Annotated in this window: 1 protein-coding gene; it reads left to right on the forward strand. The window is 78.9% G+C overall.

Features of this window, described 5'->3' with window-relative positions; genetic code table 11:
* Positions 1–250: 250 nt before the first annotated feature.
* Positions 251–603, forward strand: a 353-nt coding sequence (locus BI06_RS50565) for a universal stress protein (RefSeq protein WP_043467275.1), incomplete at its 3' end; no start/stop codon positions are given.

Raw genomic sequence — 603 nt, forward strand, 5'->3', positions numbered from 1 at the left:
GCGTCCGCGCCCGCCGCCACGGCGCCTGCTGGACCGGCCTCCCGCACCCCGTCCACCCCGCGCTGTCCCCGCCCCGGCTCTCCTGACCCCGGCCCGCCCCGCCCGCGCGCCCGACCGCGTGCCCGCCCGGCCCCGCTCCCGGCGCTCCCATCGGCTCCCGGCGCGGCTCGGGCACGGGGCGGCGCCGGGCGGCGATCATGGCGAGCGTCCCGTCCCTGCCCCCTTCCCCTTCCCCCGCCCGGAGGCCGTGGTGACCAGTGCCGGTCCCGACCCGTCCGTCCCCGTCGTGCTCTCGGTGCTCGGGCGGCTCCCGACCAACCGTCCGCCCGGGGTGCTCGCGGCCTGCGACGGGTCGGACGGCTCGCTCTGGGCACTGGATCGGGCGATGACCGAGGCCGAGGCCCACGACCTGCCGCTGTACGTGCTCGCCGTCGTCAACCCGGCACCCACCGGCTACCCGCCGGGGATGGCCGAGCTGGTCCAGGAGAGCGTGGAGACCCTGGTCGAGTCGATGGCTGACGGCCTGCGCCGTGCGGTGGTCGCCGTGCAGCGGGCCCGGGCCCGGCCCTGCACCGCCGAGATGTCCCTGCACGTGGTGCTCGG

Origin of the sequence: Kitasatospora sp. MBT66, from assembly GCF_000710405.2 — a bacterium.
Taxonomy (GTDB): Bacteria; Actinomycetota; Actinomycetes; order Streptomycetales; family Streptomycetaceae; genus Kitasatospora; species Kitasatospora purpeofusca.